The sequence below is a fragment of the Vulcanisaeta sp. JCM 14467 genome (assembly GCF_001316245.1).
Classification (GTDB): Archaea; Thermoproteota; Thermoprotei; order Thermoproteales; family Thermocladiaceae; genus Vulcanisaeta.
Map to the genome: position 1 here is coordinate 27698 of NZ_BBDM01000015.1, position 15920 is coordinate 43617.

A 15920-nucleotide genomic window follows, 5' to 3' on the forward strand; every position below is an offset into this window, starting at 1 on the left:
CATGTCCATGGAGCCAAGCACGTTATACCCAGCCAGCGACCCATGGGTAACCGGTGTCGGTGGTACGACATTAATCGGTAACATAACCAATGTGTTAACTTATCGCATCGAGTATGCGTGGAATTGGAATAGTACCTACATGTGGGGTAGTGGTGGTGGTTACTCCTTTGCCTTTGATGAAACGCCTGGTCAAAGGCTCATACACATTATTTACGAGCTACCCTACGTCTATGAGCCCGACCTAGGTATTTACTTCCACACTATTGGTCATCGGGGTGTTCCGGACATTGCGGCTGATGCCGACCCATTCACTGGCGTACTTATTGTCATGAATGGTACCATACAACCCATCCTAATTGGTGGTACTAGCCTTGCAACGCCACTATCCGCAGGCATGACAGCGACAATACAGAGTTACATATACGGTACTGGCGTTGATTACACGATTGGCGACCTAGCACCAAACCTATACCTACTGTATCACTACTACCCAAGCCAATTCTACGTAATAGGTGGTGCCTACCCAACCAACATGTTCTACACCGGCATACCGGGAGCCATATTCATGACACTTGGCGGCCAGAATGGGCTCTACTGGGTAATACCGGGCCAGTGGAACCCAGTAGATGGTCTTGGCCAGATAAACGTTTATGGATTAGCCCACCTGCTTCCGTATATAATACCTAGGTACTTTGTATACAATCAATACGGATAAGATAAGCAAAATTGAGGTAATCCGCTTAAAACTCATAGTTAGTATTTCTATTCTTTAAATCAACAATGTTTCCTTGACTCCCTGTATTATCAGTGATACTGCCCACGCCATTATTATTAGACTCATGAACCTGCCAATGAACCTGAGCATGTTACTGCCTATTAACCTAATTATTGTGAAGCTGAACCTAATTATTAGGTAGGTCACTAGGGACGTTATTAATATGCTCATTATGACCTCAGGCATTCCGTAGTATGTCGTGAAGAGCATTACCGAGGTTATTGCGCCAGGCCCCACGAGCATTGGCGTGACTATTGGCGTGAAAATGAATTCCTCCGGGGTTAAGCCATTGTCCTTGGGGCACCCTCCCTTAGTGTGTCGATGCCTATTACCAAGAGTACTATGCCTCCGGCTATCCTGAAATCAGCAATGCTTATGTTGAAGGCACTTAGTATGTATGGTCCAACCACTGCGAAGATTATTAGTAGTGATGGTACGGCAATCGCTATTATCCTGAGGGCCCTCCTAAAGACCTCGGGCTTATCAATCCCAGGCATACTAACCATTATTGGCAGTGCGCCAACCGGGTCCACTATTGCAATTAACTGGGCGGTCATTACCAATACGTCAATTATAATACTCATTATCCAATGGTAAGGCTTACACTCTTTAAAAGAGTTCACTATGTACGTTATTGCAGAATGCTTACATCCTATTTTTCTAGCCTTAATTAGAAACTTTAATAAATTAACTTTAGCAATCAGTTTTAGTATGGCGTCTGGAATATCTAGGGTAAGGAGGGTTAGGAGAAGTATGGTAATCACGAAATTACCATATGTAACGAAAATATACATAAACTACCAAGTCCTCATACCGGCTAGTTTGGTTAAGGCCCTTAATATTGAGAATGCTACTTACGCAAGCATAACCATTGAGTACTTCGGGCAGAAGATAATGCTCGAGAGGGTTAAGCTATTGAGAACTAGGAACACGGCCAGTAGGCAATTCACGATACCGAGGGAGGTCAGGGAGAAGTACGGGATAAAGCCCCTAGATGAAATTAAGATTGAATCAATAATACCCATTGAATGATTGCTGCTAAATAGGTAAAAATATAAAAAGGGCCTTAATACCCATAGGCACGTATGCCAATTACCGACCCTGAGAAATTGAAGGTGGCTATTGAGCATAGGTTCAATTACTGGATCTGCAGGGAGTGCGGAGCCAGGAACCCGCCAGGAGCCGAGAAATGCAGGAGGTGTAAGAGTAAGAATTTGAGGCCAAAGAGATTCAAGAGGTAAATCATCCGGCATCTACCTCTTATTCTTAGCGTATTACCTAACTATGCATACTTATCGTTGGCGCTATCGATGCCTTAGATAGATATATAAATAGGTGGTTTAGGCTTTATGCAATGGAGGACGAGGATAAGTACGAGGAGGGACCTGAAAACGAGGAGGGAAACGAGGAGTCCACGGGTGGTGAGGACTACATGTCGCTCATCGATAAGGCGCCTGAGTGGAGTGTCGGCGTGATTCTATATAACGGTAACGCCTACCCACTGGCTAAGTCCAAGTTTAAGAGGAGTGAGTATTACTTCTCACCGAGTTGGAGACCTGTGGCTAAGAATGTGAGTGGTGAGGTCGTGGTCCTTAGATGGTAAGGTGAGTAAGTACAAGATAAGTAGGCGTGGGGATAAGTACCTGCAAGTCATCCTGATTTAATGAATCACCATCACGGCATTAATAATTAAAACCGAGACCCCTCATTGACGCGCCTCAAGATCGCCAACAACTTATTAATGACATCGGTTGGGCTTCTACCGAGTATCACTATCTCAGGTTCCTTACCCCAATCACCAAGGTGGTAAATAATGTCGGGAACCCTACCGACACTCTTTATTGCCTGCTCCGTACCCCAGGGTATTGACGCGCCCTCCCTAGCCTTAACCTCGGGTGGTTCCTGCCTCCTATCGTAACTAGTAACCACGTAGCCAAGCTCCTTAGCGGCCTCTATCACCCTATCATCATACTTAATATTCATTGCAGACCTAACCTCCGGGTCGTACTTCATTGCCGTGAGTATATAACTAGCCACGTGGGAACTAACGCCGAAGGTGGGCGGGCCACTTGGCTTGGCCTTGCCCATGTACTTAATAATCCTGCCGGGTATGGCGGCTACGTCATTTAGGTCCCTGGCGTAAAAGGCTGGTAATGCATATCCAAGGTTTGATTGAACCTCGGGTATGTAGTTCCCAATTAGGTCTGCATTCTCCTCAATCAGTCTCAATGCCCTATTCATCTCCTCAATAACGTCCGCCCTATAGGCCTAAGCTCAAGCCAGGCCATTGGGTTTACAGGGCCGTGACCATGACCAAGGGGCAGTGAGTACTTAATCGCCGTCGTGATCAACTCCTTAGCCAGTTTAATGGCTTCCCACGGGTTCAACCCCCTAGCCAATCCCGCGGCTATGGCTGCCGAGAATGAGCATCCCGTGCCGTGGGTATTCTTAGTATCAATCCTCGGAGCCCTCAACTCCCTATACTCGCCTGAATCCCTGAAGTACACAACATCAATACTCTCATTACCCGTTAGGTGCCCACCCTTAACAATGACAATCTCAGGATGAAGTTCCTCGGCAATGACCTTGGCAGCTCTCTTAGCATCATCAAGGGTCTCGACGTGGAAGCCGGCAAGGTGTGATGCCTCAGGCGCGTTTGGTGTCACGACCTTGGCAATTGGTATTATTACTCGCTTTAGTGTTTCCATTGCCTCAGGCCTAATGAGCGGATCACCACTCTTGGCGTACATGACTGGGTCAACAACCAGTGGGAATCCCCACTTCCTGACCGTGCGGGCTACGGCCTCCATTATTGGCGAGCTACTGAGCATGCCCGTCTTAGCCGCGTCAACGCCGATATCCTCGGCGACAGCGTTTATCTGGGCCTCAACTATTGATGGGTCAATCTCCTGAACAGCCCTAACACCGAGTGTGTTTTGCGCCGTTACTGCGGTCAATGAGACCATCCCGTAAACACCAAGGGCGTGGAAGGTCTTTAGGTCAGCCGTAATGCCTGCGCCACCGCCTGAGTCAAGCCCGGCTATTGTTAGTGCCTGGGTATCTTCATACGAAATAATCCACTTATTATGATTATATAAAGCTTTTATTATTGACGATGTTCACGGGAGGGTAGACTGAAAGTAATTAATTAATCGACTGATGATTAATGTATTGGTGATGGAAATGAGGAAGGCCCTGGAGGTATTCCTCGTAATACTAATCACCGTAGTAACACCACTTGTGGTGCATGCATCGCAGGGTGTTAACGATATTAATAATGCGGCAAGCAACGTGACTGAAACCATAAATGACTTCATGAACTCAATAACCAATAGTACGGAGAGCGTAATAAACACGGCACTTGCAAACCTAGTATCCTTCACCAACTTCCTCAAGAACGTGCTATACAACACATCAACAGTACTCGCAATACTCTTCGGGATTATTGGCGGCTTCCTATGGCTCTCCGGCATTAGTCCTTATCGTGGGCGTAGCTCGTGATATCGGCAATACTACTCGCCCTGTTAGCCATTATAATAGCCACATATAGCCTATATAGGGAGTGAGTAAATCATTTATTAAAAGTAAGAATAACCAGGTAATGCGGATGTTCACGGACATTCTCGAAAGAATGGGCTTCAGGAAAAATGATAGGGATAACTCGTGGTTTAAGGATTATGGAAATAACGTGGTGCTTAAGGTCACGTCGCCAAGCCCCAATGAGTTAGAGATAGAGCTCAACATGCCAATACCAACCAATGTAAACTCGTCCCAATTAAATAGCCCAGAGGATGTGGTTAGGTTATTGGTAAACCTGCCAATTAGTCGTGATTTATTGCGTTCATTAAGTAATGCGTTAATGGATATGATGAGGTTAAGGTTGATAATAAGCATGAGCAATTAGGAGCCCTTTGCCGGTGCCGTGGATTGCCTAATCCTAATTAATTCCTTAGCGATCATCAGTAGAAGTCTCCTCTTATTCACCTGGCTAAACCTCCTGATGGCTGAGTCCTTCCTCACGGCAACATAGCCGTAGGGTCCCTCAAACCAATTACTTGGGTGTTTCTTATCGCTGTAAACCTCGAACTCGAGGCTCAGGTTACTAACTGCCTTTATCAACTCCTCTATTGTTGGTGACTTTATCGCCATGCTGCTTGGGACCTTCCTACCAAAGCCCCTGCTCTTACTTGAGTCGAAGTAGACGGTCCAAATAATCCAGTAATCCCTCTTGTCCACGATTATTCAATGAGATCACTGATTAATAATGCTTAACCCACTACTTCTCCAGGAGTACGGCATTAACCACGCCGTCCTGCCCAGGCCTCGATGTGACCACGGCCCTACCCCTCTCGGTCTCAATTATCGTACCCTTAACAATGATATCCCTCTTGGCCAATTCCCTATTCGCCGGCGTCTCGAGCACCCTGAGAATCTTCACCTTAACGGCCTTACCCTCCTTGGGAATGTATAGGTTGGCATACTGCACACTGACTACCTTAACCTTAACATTACCACCAAAGACCCTAATCACCCTCCTAACATCATTATCCGACAACGTGGTGTTGGTTGGCGGACCACCGCCGAGTGCCTTCCTCTTAACCTTATACGGCCTAGCCCTATAACCACCACTTGGCTTCTTCGCGTCCCTACCCTGGTAGAAACTCAGTAGCTTAACCACGAGGACCCACGCTGCATTGCCTTTAAAATATTTTGCCTCGTGGAAATTACTAAGTGATGAGGCGTCCCGTTGCCGAGCAAGTGACGAGCCTAACTCCTCACTGATGTGCAGATTTTGCACATATCAATAATGTATTAAGGTATTGATAAAAATAATGGTAATGAGTAATGAGCAAGGCCACACTTAATGAGTATAGGCATGATAGGGCCCCTCAGGAATTGATCGAGAAGCTCCACGGCAGGATCGGCCTTAAAAGGCGCAGTACTAATGAGTTTAATAGATTACTGAGGGAGAAAGTGCGTGGGAATAAAAATGTATTATTGTCACTGAGCCTATGCATGGGCTGTGGTGCATGCCTAACAGTATGCCTAGCATACCTAGCAACACGTAATATTAAGAATTCACCGCTTGGTAGGATAGCCCTGGCCAAATTATTAATGCGTGGTCACGTTGATGAGCGCATCATTAATGAGGCATACACGTACTTCTGGCAATGCCTAACGTGCAGGAGGTGTGCTTGGGCCTGCCCCTTCGGTATTGACGTGGGTGATGTGTCGAGAACCACCAGGTCACTACTCTATGAGGTTGGCCTAGCCCCTAATTACGTGGCTGGGGTTATTAATAACCTTGAATCCACGGGGAATTTCCTCGGCCTACCTGAGGACGTAATTAGGGAAATAATACTGAATGTGGCCAATGAGATAAGGCGTGAGAAGGGGGTTAACGTTAGGGTTAAGATTGATGAGCCTGCCCACGCATTATTACTACCGTCAGCCTGCGCCGACTACACGGTGGCTATAAACACATTGAAGGGATACATACTACTGCTTAATGAGTTGGGTATTGACTTTACCCTGAGCACGAGGGCCCCTGACATAACGAATTATGGCTTGTTCATGGATGAGAGGCACATGAGCTTATAGCCGAGAGGATAGTCGAGGAGGCGCGTAGGTTGGGTGTAAGGTTGGTAATTGCCGGTGAGTGTGGTCATGGCTGGAGGGTGTTTAAGAATTACGTAATACCGAGGCTAAGGGAGTTCGGCATTGAGGGGACGCACATACTTTACATAGCCGCGGGCGCCGTAAGGAGGGGCTTAATTAAGCTAAATCCAATGGCTAATGGTGATCTAACTTACGTATACATGGACCCATGCCACTATGCCAGGGGTGGGGACCTTGTCAGGGAGCCGAGGCTCGTGATGGGGCATGTGGTGGTTCATTACGTGGAATTGAATGAAAAACCTGAACTAGCCATATGCTGTGGTGGGACAAGTGGTATGTTGGCTAAGGAAATGGAGGAACTATCAATTAAGTATGCCGAGCTATGGTACCAAAGGGCGATTAGTAAAGGTGGTGATTGCATTGTCGTGCCCTGCGCAGCCTGTAAGCTGCAGATGGATAGGGTGTTGCCGAAATTGAATAAGATGTATAACCAGGAATTAACATTCACAGGGTTGATGGACCTAGTATATCGAGCCATGGTACCGAGAAGGATTGATTAAGCCCTCGTTTCAAGTCCTAACGAGTAACCTGAGCAATGACCTTAATAGGGTCTCCCGCTCATTTTCAACTCAATGATTGATTATACATTCTATAAACGTGTCATGGAGTTCATAGTTAATTACCTTGGTCTTAAGGACAGGTTATTATTCATGAACGTCCTCCGCTATGATGAGGTATTAAATGGTGTAAAGGTCCTTGTTGCAGTTTACCAGGTGGGTACTAATGAGGTGGTTGCGTATTGCGCGGTGAAGTTCGACAATGCGATGGGTAGGGCAGAACCAACGTGTAGTAGGGTGTATGAGGAAATGACTTAATAGGCCAAGCGTGGAGCATCATGTACGTACAGAGCACCGCACTGAAAAGCTTAAAATTGCCCATGAAGTGACATTTACCAGGGGCCGTAGTCTAGCCTGGCTAGGATGCCGGCCTGGGGAATAATCCCCGTCCAGCACGCCGGTGAACCCGGGTTCAAATCCCGGCGGCCCCACCACTTACAGTCCTTAAATAACTATGCATTGCCTTACCTTACCATTCAGAAGCATTAATTTGAAATAGTGAGCCGCTCTTAATAATTCCATGATGATATAAATTTAATAGTCATACATGGACTAAGTTGAGCATTGGTTCACTCAAGGTTACTTCCTTACCATCCTCACCCTCGATCCTTATGACCCTCTCACCACCATGTACCAATATGAATATAGCCTTTATCCTCGCCACATTACTCTCCATAATCACCCTCTGCACTATTCTCCTGAACTCCCTATAATGATCCCCACAGCAGAAGTAAAGCTTGGAACCAGCCACTTCCCCGTAAAATCCCCTCCACGGCCTACCACACACCTTACACCTAAGTGTTCCGTCAATGCTTAAGTACGTGCCAGTCCTCCTATTATCACCACATAGGGCACACCCTGTGTATTCGCTACCAACCTCATTACCATTTACAAAACCCTCATTAATTTAGTTGTTAATTTCCTAATAATTTATTGTGTTTGCGGCTTCTAATCATTTATGAACAGTTGTATTTACTAATATTTATTTCAATATAAATACATTCTAGCGCCATTTTAGGATAAGAACTTAAACCACAGCATTTGGCATTAACCGGCGTGTGATGTTAGGGAGTACGACTGAGGTTGATGATGTGGTCCTTCGCTGATGGCTTAGTAAAGTTTTTAATCTTGTGGGTTTGCACGTTGGTTGTATGGTCTTGCTTGATGTGCTGGGGAATGCGTTGACTATGATTAAGAATGCGGAGGTGAGGGGCCATAGGGAGGTGGTTATTTGGCCGTCTTCTAAGCTCGTTGGTAATGTGCTCAGGGTTATGCAGAGGTATGGTTATGTTGGTGAGATTGAGTTTATTGAGGATGGTAGGGGTGGTAAGTTTAAGGTTCAACTCCTCGGCAAAATAAACGATGTTGGCGCCATAAGGCCCAGGTTCAGTGTTAAGGTTTCCGAGTTAATGAAGTGGGAGGAGAAATACCTACCGGCGAGGAACGTTGGGATAATAATTCTTAGTACGTCGAAGGGCGTTCTATCGCATTTAGAGGCTAGGCAGATGAACGTTGGTGGTGTGTTAATAGCGTACGTTTATTAATGGTGGTAAATTTAAAAAGGGCATTAACAGGTGCTTCTGCGATGTCTACGGAAGAGGGCAAGCCCACAGGGCAGGAGACCCAGCAGCCAAGCAGTGAGCAGGCGGCGCAGGCTACTACCCAACAAGTAGAGACTCAGACACAGCCCACTCAACAAGCTCAGCAAATTCCTGAGCAGGCAGTGGCGAAGCCTGAGGTTAAGGAGGTGAAGTTGCCGAGACCTAGGGTCTCGCTGAGTGGTAAGTTAAGGCAGTTGTTGAGACTTAGGTTGTTGATGAAGAGGAGGGAGCCACGTTGGATGAGGATGGATGAATGGAGGTACCTTAGGGTTGCCCATGGTGAGCATTGGCGTAGGCCCAGGGGCGATGATAATAAGATTAGGCTCGAGATTAAGGGATACCCGAAGAGGGTTAAGGTTGGTTATGGAAAGCCGAGGCTCGTCAGGAACCTACACCCAAGTGGTTTCAAGCTTGTGATTGTTCATAGGCCTGAGGATGTTGATAAGGTCGACCCAACCAAGGAGGCGATAATTATTGGTAGAACCGTTGGGCTGAAGAAGAGGGTTGAGATTGTCAAGAGGGCGATTGAGAAGGGCGTGAGGGTTATCAACGTGACTAAGGACGTAATTGAGGAGTTAAGGAGAGTCCAGTGATTCATGCCTTCAGCTTCTCATTGAACCAATCAACAATAGCCCTCAACCTAACCAGCCTATGGTTAGGCTTACCAAACCTTGACAAGTCATGATTCTCCCCAGGGAACACAACCATCCTTACCTCCTTACCCAGGTACTTAAGCGCTGTGTACAACTGTACCGCCTGCTCGAACCAACAGCGGTAATCCTCAAGCGAATGTATTATCAGCAATGGAGTCCTAACATTCTTCACATACATAATCGGTGACTTAGCCATGTAACTCTCCAAATAAGCCCAGAAATCCCTATCCTCACCACCACCAATCTGGTCATTCGCGAAGTAAGGCCCTATGTCACTGGCACCGAAGAAGCTAACCCAATTGGATATTGACCTATCAGTGACCGCGGCCCTAAACCTATCCGTATGCGTAACTATCCAATTAGTCATGAACCCACCATACGAGCCACCAATGACGCCAAGCCTACCCGTCTATGAAGTCGTAACTCCTAAGCACGTAGTCAAGACCTCCATCAAATCCTCATAATCCCTCTCACCATAATGCCCACGTATATCCGCAAACTCCTCATCATACCCATCACTACCTCGCGGATTCATGAATATGACCACGAAACCCTCATTAACCAGTAATTGAAACTCGAACATGAATGAGTAACCATATGCCGTCTTCGGCCCACCGTGGATTTCCAGGATAGCCGGATACCTAATGCCCTGCCTAAAACCGGGCGGTCTCATTAACCAACCCTCGACCTCCCTACCATCGCTGGCGCGGAACCTGAATGGTTCGGGTTTTGAGAGTTCTATGAAATTGACCCAATCATTAAAGTTCGTTATCCTTTCCTCATTGCCATTAAACCACCTGTATAATTCCGTGGGCCTCAGCGGGTCCATGGATATGAAGTATATGGTGCCGTCCCTCATAACCACGAAATCCTCAACACTCCTCTCGCCACCAATCACCACCTCAACACCGCCATTGATGCTTGCCCTGACGAGCCTTGATGATCCGCCATCCATCATCATGAAGTAAACCCAATCACCAACCCACTGAAGCTTCATTGGCGGTGGTGAACCTCTGGCATCACTGTTGAGGCTATTGCCAACGTTCCTATCAACACCCCTCATTAAATCAATGACCTCACCACCATCGGGCCTAACTAGTAGCACGTGGTCATGGGTTACAAGGCCCCTATGTAGGTCATTACCCACCAAAGCCAGGTACTTCCCATCAGGCGACCACCTAATAGCCGATACACTATAATTACTAAGGACAGTGTACCTCTCCCCGCTTTCCAGGTTTATTACCCAAACCTCGTTCCTATACGGCTTAAACCTATTGGTGCTCACGGCGATAACCGCCCTCTTACCGCCAGGCTCAGCGTCATAGGCAACAACATCAAAGTCCCCACTGGTTAACTGCCTAATGGCGCCGCTTAAATCCAGCGAGAATAGGTGGGACTTAAACGTATGCACGAATCCCCTGCCATTAAACCAAAGGGGCCAATCCCCAACGAATTTGACATCCTCTTGGACAGGACCGACATTACTCATGAAGTACATCACGCCATTAACAATGCGTAAATCATTAACACCACCACTAATGTGAGCTACCCTCATTGGCTCACCGCCATCGAAGCAGGTACCAAACCTCAACACCTGGCTTATCCTTACCAAGCCCCCTCCTCGATAGGAACACCAGACCCTTACCACCTAAAATCCTTGGTGAGAAGTCACTATTACCTCTCGTGACCTGCCTCAGGGACCTGCCATCATAGATCCAAATATTCTTCTCATAATCCTCCAGGGAATCCGCAATCTTCGAAACCGTGAATGCCAGGACATTACTATCAACATTCGCGTTTAAGTCATGAATCATCCTCACCAACCTCAAGTCCTCGAGGACCAACCTCCTAACCATTAATAATTCAGAGAACCATTGAGCTATTAAGATTTCACCCAGGTCAGCGTATGAGTATGCCTATTACAGCGATTATGAACATGAGCTCCACTGCCTCATAATAACCATAACGCCTAATATTACTGCGATTACGTGATAAATAACTCAACGCACCACTCATGTATAGGTATGCCCCACCAACGTGAATCGCCAGGAACAATGCGGTCGCGCCAATTAACACCGCGCTGTAGTGGTTAAGTAGGGTGTAGGTTAGGAGTAGTATGTAGTAAGCGCTCTCGTAAATGGCTATTGGTAGACCAATGGGCCTTGGCACGGTTAGGTACCTTAGGCTAATGAACGCCACCGCTGCGTGTATGGCGACCATGGGTATTGAGAGAATAAGCACTAGGTCCGTGAACGACACATGTACTACGAATACTGCGGTAATAAATTTCTTATTTACGTGATTACACACGGCATTACTACCGTGACTAGTACCAAGAACTTGTTAAGGAATAAGTGGAAGATTAAATTCGTGATTTAATAAATGATGGTAATAAGGTATGATTCTTATTTGACAGTTAACTTCCTAGCCTCCCTCTCGGTCTCCCTAAGCATTACAATGTCTCCAACCCTGACTGGGCCCTTAATGTTCCTCGTTATTACCCTGCCCTTATCCCTGCCCTCGAGTATCCTAACCCTAACAATACTAACCTCGCCAGCGATACCAGTCCTACCAAGTATCTGAACTACCAATGCCGCTACCGCATCCTCATACGGACTAAACCTCTCAACCTTAGCCTCCTCACTCACTTGGATTCACCCTTCCTGGCAGCTCTCTTGGCAGGCGCCTTCTCAGCCGGCGGCGCGGCTTGCGGCTGCGGTAACTGTATTGGGTTGAGACCGGCCTTAACCCTAACATCATTTATCTGCCTAACGAGGTTCTCTAATTCAGCAGCTGCCTGGCCTGGATCGACTATCACGGCTGAGGCGGCTGACGTGTTCTGTAACCCAGCAGCCTTGCCGAGTCTTTCCTTGCTCGGTACGTAGACGTAGGGCACGCCCTTCTCCTCGCATAGTATTGGTAAGTGGGCTACGATCTCAGGTGGGTCTACGTCCTCAGCTATGAGGACGAGCTTGGCTAGTCCCCTCTCAACGGCCTTGGTAACTTCGTTAGTTCCCTTCCTAATCTTACCAGTCTCCCTGGCGGCTGATAATACCTCATAGGCCTTCTCAGCTATTTCCTGCGGCACTGCGAATCTAACGTAGAATGGCTTCCCCTGCGGTGGGTTTGCGTAAAACGTCTTTGGGTCTATGCTCACAGTTGCCATACTCGACTAAACCGTGAAGCTGGCATTTATAAGTATTTTTTCAATACGAAAATGGAGGATTACTTTGAGGCTATGTGTAGCGTGCTCCTCGTAGCCTTGAGACCGGGCTCACCGTGCTGAACTATCTTGGCTGTTATTGCGAATTCGCCTAGGTAGTGACCGATGTGCCATGGGCTTATAGTGACTGGTAGGTACGTGATGCCGTTGTAGACGGCTATTGTTAAGCCAACCATCTCGGGTAGTATTATCATGTCCCTGGCGTGGGTCTTTAACGTCACCTTCTTGCCCTCGGCCATGAGCTTCTTCGCCTTCCTAACCTTCTCAAGGAACTTCCTATGCTCCGGCTTTAAACCCCTCATTAACGACCTCCTCTGCCTAGCCGGTAACAACTTAATGAACTCCTCCATGGACATTTTAGAAATCTCCTCGAAGGTGAATCCCCTGTACCTAAATCCCTTCCACTCCTCCTGCGGAATTACAGCAGCCGTTAACCAGCCCTTCCTACCAGCCTCCGCACCCTCCTCTTCCTCCTTAGTAGCCGCGGCCGGCGCAGCGCCGGCTTCTCAGCAGCCTTCTCCGCCGCCTTCTCAGCTGCCTTACCTGCCGCCTTTGCACCAGCCTTCTCCTCAGCCTTTCCCGCCGCCTTAGTCTCAGGCTTCTTCGACATTCAAAACCGCAGTAGCTGCCTTGTTTATAACTTTTACTCGTTATGTAGATGGGGCGTTGTACCTCGTTTTACCTACATAAAGCGTTGCATAAATGAATTAATTTTAAAAAAGTACTTAATATGCAATAATTAATATGGCGGAGAAGGTAAGGATACTTTGGCAGCCCAGTCAAGACATGATTAGGAATTCTAACATAATGAGGTTCGTTAATTGGCTTGATGAGGTTTACGGCCTAAACTTCGAGGTTTCCATCGATGATCCCCTAAGGAATGTGGGTAATTATGACAGGCTTTGGAGGTGGAGTGTTAATGATCTCGAGAGTTTCTGGGTCAGTATTTGGCACTACTTCAACGTTACTTCCCACTCGCTATACACGAAGGTTCTTGAGCCAAAGACAATGCCAGGGGCCCGCTGGTTCATTGGTTCTAGGCTTAACTATGCAGAGCACGTGTTTAGGGCTGCCCGCTGGGGCGAGGAGGCGGTGACTACGTTAGGGAGGACGGACTTAGGAGGAGCCTAACCTGGGATCAATTGTATAGGGAGACCGCGGCGTTGGCTGATTGGCTTAGGAGTGTCGGCGTTGGTAAGGGCGATAGGGTTGCGGCATACGTTAGTCAAGTCCCCGAGGCCGTGGTTGCCTTATTAGCCATTGCGAGCATTGGGGCTATTTGGGTTGGTGTCGGTGCCGAGCTGGCTCCCAAGGCTGCCATAGATAGGTTTAATCTGCTTCAACCTAAGGCGTTGATAGCGGTTGATGGCTATCCATACAGGGGCAAGGTCTTTGATAAGTATGGCGATATCAAGCAGATCGTGGATTCGGTACCGAGTATTGAGAGGGTTGTCGTAATACCAAACATGAGGGATTCGGTGGAGCTAAGCTTGGCAAGCCCGTGCATGACTGGAGGGAGGTCACTGGCAGGAGGGGTGTTGGGCTTTCATACGAGCCTATGGAATTCAACGAACCGCTCTGGGTATTATTCACGTCCGGGACTACGGGTATACCCAAGCCCGTGGTTCACAGCCACGGTGGCGTACTACTCGAGGCTTACAAGGTTGGTCTCCACATGGATTATAAACCGAGCGATAAATTCACCTGGTACACAACGCCGTCATGGATGATGTGGAACTTCACAGTCGATGCCCTACTCTTCGGCACAACAATACTATTCTATGACGGCGACCCAACGGCCAGGAATTTCGAGCCGTATTGGGAGATCACGGAGAAGGAGGGATTGACAATACTCGGGCTCAGCGCGCCCTACATCCACGCAGCCATGAAGTCGACCATAGAGCCAGGCAGGCAATTCAACCTAAAAAACGCTCAGGGAGATTGGCTCAACGGCGGCGCCGCTATCGCCTCAGGGCTTTGAGTGGGTTTATGAGAAGGTTAAGGAGGACGTGTGGTTGGCGCCGATCAGTGGCGGCACTGACGTGGTCTCGGCATTCGTCGGTGGCTGCCCAATACTCCCTGTTTGGAGGGTGAGATGCAGTGTAGGTGGTTGGGGGCTGCCGTGAATGTGTATAATGAGGAGGGTAAGCCTGTGGTCAATGAGGTCGGTGAGTTGGTGCTGGAGAAGCCAATGCCCTCAATGCCCATTTACTTCTGGAACGACCCTGACTACAACTGGTACAGGGAGTCCTACTTCAACATGTTCCCAGGTGTTTGGAGGCACGGTGATTGGGCTTTGATAACGGATAGGGGCACGGTAATAATAAGCGGGCGCTCGGACTCGACAATAAAGAGGAAGGGGATTAGGATCGGGACCCTCGACATCTACAAGGTCGTTGAGTCCCTACCGGAGGTCGTGGGTAGCCTAGCCGTTGAGGTCAAGAACAAGTTAATACTATTCGTGGCCCTAAAACCAGGCCTACAACTAACCGATGAAATGAAGAGGAAGATAAATGATGCATTGAGGAGTCAGTTGGGGCCGTATTACATCGCCGACTACATAATACAGGTGCCCGACATACCAATGACTAGGAATTACAAGAAGCTCGAGGTACCAATAAAGAAGGTCCTAATGGGCTGGCCCATTGATAAGGCCGTTAACATAAACGCGGTCCTAAACCCAGAGGCCTTCTACGCAGTGATCGAGGCCCTGAAGCCCTACATGGACGAAATAATGAGGGAGTAAGCGCACTTAATTAATTATTAGGTATTTATCTAATAAAAACGACTAAACAATCAAATGGACCCAAGACTAAGGAAGGTTTACTCCAAGTGCATTACTGAGATCGCACGTGGTACACTCCCTGACCTCGTGAATGACCTTTACGACTACCTAATGATTGACCTGGCGAGTATCACGTATGGTCTCAAGGACCCTAGGGCTTTCCTCGTGAATGTTAGGCTCGCAATTGACTACGGCTACTTGAAGCCAAGTGTTGTCTTCGTGGTTGATTACTCGAAACCGGAGCATAGGGCGGTTGCCGAGTCCAGGGTCAAGTGGCTCAGGGATTTGAGCTTGGACTTCATCTTCGCCAAGGACGAGCCAGCTGAAATCAAAGCCGCAAAGGAATGCCTCAACAAGCCAAGGTGCATCGTACTCAGCCGAGACTACGACCCACTAATAATAATGAGCGAAATGATACAACCAATAAAAATAACCGAGAGGGCTTGGATAAATAGGAGAATAACCATAAACAGGGAATGCGTAAACAAGTACTTAAACGAGGATAAAACAACATAATTCGCTTACCGCATTACTTCCTAGGCCCTACAGTCATAGCCTACCTAATCTTAATGATAATCCTAGCCCTGTAATCATAACGCTAGCTCTCTCATCAGTGATGTGCACAAAGGTACACAAATCATTATAAA

Annotated in this window: 26 protein-coding genes, 1 tRNA gene and 3 pseudogenes; 17 read left to right on the forward strand and 13 right to left on the reverse strand. The window is 47.6% G+C overall.

The window, feature by feature from the left end:
* Nucleotide 1 precedes the first annotated feature (1 nt).
* Nucleotides 2-715, forward strand: a complete 714-nt coding sequence (locus JCM14467_RS18485; RefSeq protein WP_252901574.1) for a hypothetical protein — start codon at nt 2-4, stop codon at nt 713-715.
* Between the two features lie 54 nt (nt 716-769).
* Here JCM14467_RS18485 and JCM14467_RS18490 read toward each other — a convergent pair whose 3' ends face one another.
* Together JCM14467_RS18490 and JCM14467_RS18495 are read right to left on the reverse strand one after the other, a co-directional pair.
* Nucleotides 770-1018, reverse strand: coding sequence for a MarC family protein (locus tag JCM14467_RS18490; RefSeq protein ID WP_252901575.1), 249 nt, complete (start codon nt 1016-1018; stop codon nt 770-772).
* Between the two features lie 38 nt (nt 1019-1056).
* On the reverse strand, nt 1057-1359 hold the full coding sequence (locus JCM14467_RS18495) for a MarC family protein (RefSeq protein ID WP_252901576.1): 303 nt from the start codon (nt 1357-1359) through the stop codon (nt 1057-1059).
* Between the two features lie 127 nt (nt 1360-1486).
* Between JCM14467_RS18495 and JCM14467_RS12305 the strand changes: the two genes are divergently transcribed.
* The 3 genes from JCM14467_RS12305 (at nt 1487) to JCM14467_RS12315 (ending at nt 2378) form a co-directional block, all read left to right on the forward strand.
* Complete coding sequence (locus JCM14467_RS12305; protein WP_054850353.1) at nt 1487-1807, forward strand: AbrB/MazE/SpoVT family DNA-binding domain-containing protein; 321 nt, start codon at nt 1487-1489, stop codon at nt 1805-1807.
* Nucleotides 1808-1860: 53 nt separating this feature from the next.
* The gene (locus JCM14467_RS12310) at nt 1861-2016 is read left to right on the forward strand and encodes a 50S ribosomal protein L40e (RefSeq protein WP_054850354.1); all 156 of its coding nucleotides are present in this window, start codon (nt 1861-1863) and stop codon (nt 2014-2016) included.
* A 113-nt stretch (nt 2017-2129) separates the two neighbouring features.
* Nucleotides 2130-2378, forward strand: coding sequence for a hypothetical protein (locus tag JCM14467_RS12315; protein ID WP_252901577.1), 249 nt, complete (start codon nt 2130-2132; stop codon nt 2376-2378).
* 86 nt (nt 2379-2464) lie between these two features.
* Here JCM14467_RS12315 and JCM14467_RS12320 read toward each other — a convergent pair.
* Nucleotides 2465-3849 (reverse strand): annotated as a pseudogene (locus JCM14467_RS12320) (bifunctional hydroxymethylpyrimidine kinase/phosphomethylpyrimidine kinase).
* Nucleotides 3850-3949: 100 nt separating this feature from the next.
* Here JCM14467_RS12320 and JCM14467_RS12325 point away from each other — a divergent pair.
* Together JCM14467_RS12325 and JCM14467_RS12330 are read left to right on the forward strand one after the other, a co-directional pair.
* Entirely contained in the window at nt 3950-4276 is a 327-nt protein-coding gene (locus tag JCM14467_RS12325; RefSeq protein WP_252901578.1) for a hypothetical protein, read from the forward strand.
* A gap of 106 nt (nt 4277-4382) precedes the next feature.
* Nucleotides 4383-4679 carry a hypothetical protein gene (locus tag JCM14467_RS12330; RefSeq protein ID WP_054850355.1) on the forward strand — a complete coding sequence of 99 codons (297 nt, stop codon included), beginning with the start codon at nt 4383-4385 and terminating at the stop codon, nt 4677-4679.
* Here JCM14467_RS12330 and JCM14467_RS12335 read toward each other — a convergent pair.
* Nucleotides 4676-5011 carry a signal recognition particle subunit SRP19/SEC65 family protein gene (locus tag JCM14467_RS12335; protein ID WP_054850356.1) on the reverse strand — a complete coding sequence of 112 codons (336 nt, stop codon included), beginning with the start codon at nt 5009-5011 and terminating at the stop codon, nt 4676-4678. The two genes, JCM14467_RS12330 and JCM14467_RS12335, sit on opposite strands and share 4 nt — an antisense overlap.
* A gap of 40 nt (nt 5012-5051) precedes the next feature.
* Nucleotides 5052-5453: a 30S ribosomal protein S8e gene (locus tag JCM14467_RS12340; RefSeq protein ID WP_054850357.1), complete on the reverse strand. Its 402-nt coding sequence runs from the start codon at nt 5451-5453 to the stop codon at nt 5052-5054.
* Between the two features lie 167 nt (nt 5454-5620).
* Here JCM14467_RS12340 and JCM14467_RS18500 point away from each other — a divergent pair, with 167 nt between their 5' ends.
* From JCM14467_RS18500 to JCM14467_RS12355, 4 genes are all read left to right on the forward strand, one after another.
* On the forward strand, nt 5621-6376 hold the full coding sequence (locus JCM14467_RS18500) for a (Fe-S)-binding protein (RefSeq protein ID WP_252901579.1): 756 nt from the start codon (nt 5621-5623) through the stop codon (nt 6374-6376).
* Between the two features lie 29 nt (nt 6377-6405).
* The gene (locus tag JCM14467_RS18505; RefSeq protein WP_252901580.1) at nt 6406-6954 is read left to right on the forward strand and encodes a (Fe-S)-binding protein; all 549 of its coding nucleotides are present in this window, start codon (nt 6406-6408) and stop codon (nt 6952-6954) included.
* A gap of 72 nt (nt 6955-7026) precedes the next feature.
* Nucleotides 7027-7269 carry a hypothetical protein gene (locus tag JCM14467_RS12350; RefSeq protein WP_054850358.1) on the forward strand — a complete coding sequence of 81 codons (243 nt, stop codon included), beginning with the start codon at nt 7027-7029 and terminating at the stop codon, nt 7267-7269.
* An 80-nt stretch (nt 7270-7349) separates the two neighbouring features.
* A tRNA-Pro gene (locus JCM14467_RS12355) sits at nt 7350-7445 on the forward strand.
* A 107-nt stretch (nt 7446-7552) separates the two neighbouring features.
* Here the strand turns inward: JCM14467_RS12355 and JCM14467_RS12360 are convergent.
* Nucleotides 7553-7798 (reverse strand): TA0938 family protein, encoded by a 246-nt coding sequence (locus tag JCM14467_RS12360; RefSeq protein WP_252901581.1) that lies wholly within the window; start codon nt 7796-7798, stop codon nt 7553-7555.
* A 364-nt stretch (nt 7799-8162) separates the two neighbouring features.
* Here JCM14467_RS12360 and JCM14467_RS12365 point away from each other — a divergent pair, with 364 nt between their 5' ends.
* Entirely contained in the window at nt 8163-8555 is a 393-nt protein-coding gene (locus JCM14467_RS12365; protein WP_054850360.1) for a 30S ribosomal protein S8, read from the forward strand.
* 41 nt (nt 8556-8596) lie between these two features.
* On the forward strand, nt 8597-9205 hold the full coding sequence (locus JCM14467_RS12370) for a 50S ribosomal protein L32e (protein WP_342765553.1): 609 nt from the start codon (nt 8597-8599) through the stop codon (nt 9203-9205).
* Nucleotide 9206: 1 nt separating this feature from the next.
* Here the strand turns inward: JCM14467_RS12370 and JCM14467_RS20240 are convergent.
* From JCM14467_RS20240 to JCM14467_RS18520, 7 genes and pseudogenes are all read right to left on the reverse strand, one after another.
* Nucleotides 9207-10820, reverse strand: a pseudogene (locus JCM14467_RS20240) (prolyl oligopeptidase family serine peptidase).
* 4 nt (nt 10821-10824) lie between these two features.
* Nucleotides 10825-11121 (reverse strand): hypothetical protein, encoded by a 297-nt coding sequence (locus tag JCM14467_RS18515; RefSeq protein WP_252901582.1) that lies wholly within the window; start codon nt 11119-11121, stop codon nt 10825-10827.
* Between the two features lie 43 nt (nt 11122-11164).
* A complete protein-coding gene (locus JCM14467_RS12380) occupies nt 11165-11575 on the reverse strand; it encodes a hypothetical protein (RefSeq protein ID WP_054850361.1) in 411 nt (136 codons plus the stop codon).
* 95 nt (nt 11576-11670) lie between these two features.
* Nucleotides 11671-11913 (reverse strand): 30S ribosomal protein S28e, encoded by a 243-nt coding sequence (locus tag JCM14467_RS12385; RefSeq protein WP_054850362.1) that lies wholly within the window; start codon nt 11911-11913, stop codon nt 11671-11673.
* Nucleotides 11910-12431, reverse strand: coding sequence for a 50S ribosomal protein L7Ae (gene rpl7ae / locus JCM14467_RS12390; RefSeq protein WP_054850363.1), 522 nt, complete (start codon nt 12429-12431; stop codon nt 11910-11912). Before rpl7ae ends, JCM14467_RS12385 begins: the two co-directional genes overlap by 4 nt.
* Before the next feature lie 59 nt (nt 12432-12490).
* Nucleotides 12491-12907 carry a 30S ribosomal protein S19 gene (locus JCM14467_RS12395; RefSeq protein ID WP_252901610.1) on the reverse strand — a complete coding sequence of 139 codons (417 nt, stop codon included), beginning with the start codon at nt 12905-12907 and terminating at the stop codon, nt 12491-12493.
* 11 nt (nt 12908-12918) lie between these two features.
* Complete coding sequence (locus JCM14467_RS18520) at nt 12919-13098, reverse strand: hypothetical protein (RefSeq protein ID WP_252901583.1); 180 nt, start codon at nt 13096-13098, stop codon at nt 12919-12921.
* A gap of 134 nt (nt 13099-13232) precedes the next feature.
* Here JCM14467_RS18520 and JCM14467_RS18525 point away from each other — a divergent pair, with 134 nt between their 5' ends.
* From JCM14467_RS18525 to JCM14467_RS12405, 5 genes and pseudogenes are all read left to right on the forward strand, one after another.
* Entirely contained in the window at nt 13233-13619 is a 387-nt protein-coding gene (locus JCM14467_RS18525) for an acetyl-coenzyme A synthetase N-terminal domain-containing protein (RefSeq protein ID WP_252901584.1), read from the forward strand.
* Nucleotides 13620-13651: 32 nt separating this feature from the next.
* Nucleotides 13652-13828, forward strand: a pseudogene (locus JCM14467_RS18530) (AMP-binding protein); the annotation flags it as partial.
* A 218-nt stretch (nt 13829-14046) separates the two neighbouring features.
* Nucleotides 14047-14469 (forward strand): AMP-binding protein, encoded by a 423-nt coding sequence (locus JCM14467_RS18535; protein WP_252901585.1) that lies wholly within the window; start codon nt 14047-14049, stop codon nt 14467-14469.
* Between the two features lie 114 nt (nt 14470-14583).
* Complete coding sequence (locus tag JCM14467_RS18540; protein ID WP_252901586.1) at nt 14584-15234, forward strand: AMP-binding enzyme; 651 nt, start codon at nt 14584-14586, stop codon at nt 15232-15234.
* A 54-nt stretch (nt 15235-15288) separates the two neighbouring features.
* Nucleotides 15289-15789 (forward strand): hypothetical protein, encoded by a 501-nt coding sequence (locus JCM14467_RS12405; protein WP_054850364.1) that lies wholly within the window; start codon nt 15289-15291, stop codon nt 15787-15789.
* Nucleotides 15790-15920 lie beyond the last annotated feature (131 nt).

Excerpts from the sequence above, each read along its gene's own strand:
- JCM14467_RS12365 (WP_054850360.1), top strand. The coding sequence starts at position 8,163 with ATGGTCTTGCTTGATGTGCTGGGGAATGCGTTGACTATGATTAAGAAT.
- JCM14467_RS18540 (WP_252901586.1), top strand. The coding sequence starts at position 14,584 with ATGCAGTGTAGGTGGTTGGGGGCTGCCGTGAATGTGTATAATGAGGAG.
- JCM14467_RS18520 (WP_252901583.1), bottom strand. The coding sequence starts at position 13,098 with ATGTCGAAGAAGCCTGAGACTAAGGCGGCGGGAAAGGCTGAGGAGAAG.
- JCM14467_RS12405 (WP_054850364.1), top strand. The coding sequence starts at position 15,289 with ATGGACCCAAGACTAAGGAAGGTTTACTCCAAGTGCATTACTGAGATC.
- JCM14467_RS12350 (WP_054850358.1), top strand. The coding sequence starts at position 7,027 with ATGATTGATTATACATTCTATAAACGTGTCATGGAGTTCATAGTTAAT.
- JCM14467_RS18525 (WP_252901584.1), top strand. The coding sequence starts at position 13,233 with ATGGCGGAGAAGGTAAGGATACTTTGGCAGCCCAGTCAAGACATGATT.
- JCM14467_RS12330 (WP_054850355.1), top strand. The coding sequence starts at position 4,383 with ATGTTCACGGACATTCTCGAAAGAATGGGCTTCAGGAAAAATGATAGG.
- JCM14467_RS12315 (WP_252901577.1), top strand. The coding sequence starts at position 2,130 with ATGGAGGACGAGGATAAGTACGAGGAGGGACCTGAAAACGAGGAGGGA.
- JCM14467_RS18535 (WP_252901585.1), top strand. The coding sequence starts at position 14,047 with ATGGAATTCAACGAACCGCTCTGGGTATTATTCACGTCCGGGACTACG.
- JCM14467_RS18490 (WP_252901575.1), bottom strand. The coding sequence starts at position 1,018 with ATGCTCGTGGGGCCTGGCGCAATAACCTCGGTAATGCTCTTCACGACA.
- JCM14467_RS18515 (WP_252901582.1), bottom strand. The coding sequence starts at position 11,121 with ATGGTTAGGAGGTTGGTCCTCGAGGACTTGAGGTTGGTGAGGATGATT.
- JCM14467_RS12370 (WP_342765553.1), top strand. The coding sequence starts at position 8,597 with ATGTCTACGGAAGAGGGCAAGCCCACAGGGCAGGAGACCCAGCAGCCA.
- JCM14467_RS18485 (WP_252901574.1), top strand. The coding sequence starts at position 2 with ATGTCCATGGAGCCAAGCACGTTATACCCAGCCAGCGACCCATGGGTA.
- JCM14467_RS12310 (WP_054850354.1), top strand. The coding sequence starts at position 1,861 with ATGCCAATTACCGACCCTGAGAAATTGAAGGTGGCTATTGAGCATAGG.
- rpl7ae (WP_054850363.1), bottom strand. The coding sequence starts at position 12,431 with ATGGCAACTGTGAGCATAGACCCAAAGACGTTTTACGCAAACCCACCG.
- JCM14467_RS12305 (WP_054850353.1), top strand. The coding sequence starts at position 1,487 with ATGGCGTCTGGAATATCTAGGGTAAGGAGGGTTAGGAGAAGTATGGTA.
- JCM14467_RS18500 (WP_252901579.1), top strand. The coding sequence starts at position 5,621 with ATGAGCAAGGCCACACTTAATGAGTATAGGCATGATAGGGCCCCTCAG.
- JCM14467_RS18495 (WP_252901576.1), bottom strand. The coding sequence starts at position 1,359 with ATGAGTATTATAATTGACGTATTGGTAATGACCGCCCAGTTAATTGCA.